The sequence below is a fragment of the Citrobacter sp. Igbk 14 genome, assembly GCF_028069825.1.
In the GTDB taxonomy this organism is placed as follows: Bacteria; Pseudomonadota; Gammaproteobacteria; order Enterobacterales; family Enterobacteriaceae; genus Citrobacter.
Map to the genome: position 1 here is coordinate 1 of NZ_JANEWM010000153.1, position 865 is coordinate 865.

The 865-nt window shown below is 31.3% G+C and carries 1 protein-coding gene and 1 pseudogene; both read left to right on the forward strand.

All coding sequences use genetic code 11. From position 1 onward, the window contains the following. Window positions 1–502, forward strand: a pseudogene (locus NNN64_RS22865) (hypothetical protein); the annotation flags it as partial. Continuing rightward, a partial coding sequence (locus tag NNN64_RS22870) for a RelA/SpoT domain-containing protein (RefSeq protein WP_271442887.1) occupies window positions 502–865 on the forward strand: 364 nt, incomplete at its 3' end. The pseudogene NNN64_RS22865 and the gene NNN64_RS22870, both read left to right, overlap by 1 nt.

Consider the following 865-nt stretch of genomic DNA (forward strand, 5'->3'; position numbering starts at 1 on the left):
GCAATTGTCTATATCAAAACTTTCTTTAGGCGATATAAATATAATACATGATACTATCTTTGTTGATTGTTCGTTTTTTAGCAGCATATTTACCTGTGGTAATTATAAAAACGTTACATTCGTGAACTGTTCTTTTATAGATTGTAGTTTTAACGAATTAAGTGGTAGGGAAGATATTTATTTTTTGGGATGTGAATGTGACAATGATGCTATTAATAAAAAATCTGTCGAGATAAACAGTGAAAATGATCACGATATTACAGATTGTGATATTTACATCTTAGAGAAGTTCTGTCCCAGAGGGAGTGTTAGCTATCATAAGCATCGGCCTATAAAAGGCTTATGTTCTAACAACAATCAATTTCAGTTAAGTGAAATACTCCATTCTTTAGATAAATTGAGGAAAGACGGTCTTTTACTTACGCCAGACAAGCGTTCGTTCCTTGAACTTAACATGGCAAGAATATCAGAGATTAAAGCAATTCTTGGGAGGAATTTCTGATGTATAACGGAAATGAATTGCGAATTATTCAAAGTTTGCAAAAAGATATAGAAGATGAACTTAATCGTATTGGATTACTTTATCGTTTTTTTTCGAGGACAAAATCAGAAAGCTCAATAATTAAGAAATATGAAAAAGAGCCTAATAAATACTCAGAGGATGGTAAAAAAATTCAAGACTTATTTGGGGTTAGGATAATATTATATTTTCCTGATGATTTATTTATTGCTCAAAAAACACTGGAGAAATTATTCGAAATTGAATCTAAAACCGTAGACGAAACCACGGCTAATCTCTTTGCGGCAACTCGATGCAATTACGTCTTTAAGTTACCAGAAGTATTATCAAATGATAGTGTCTTAT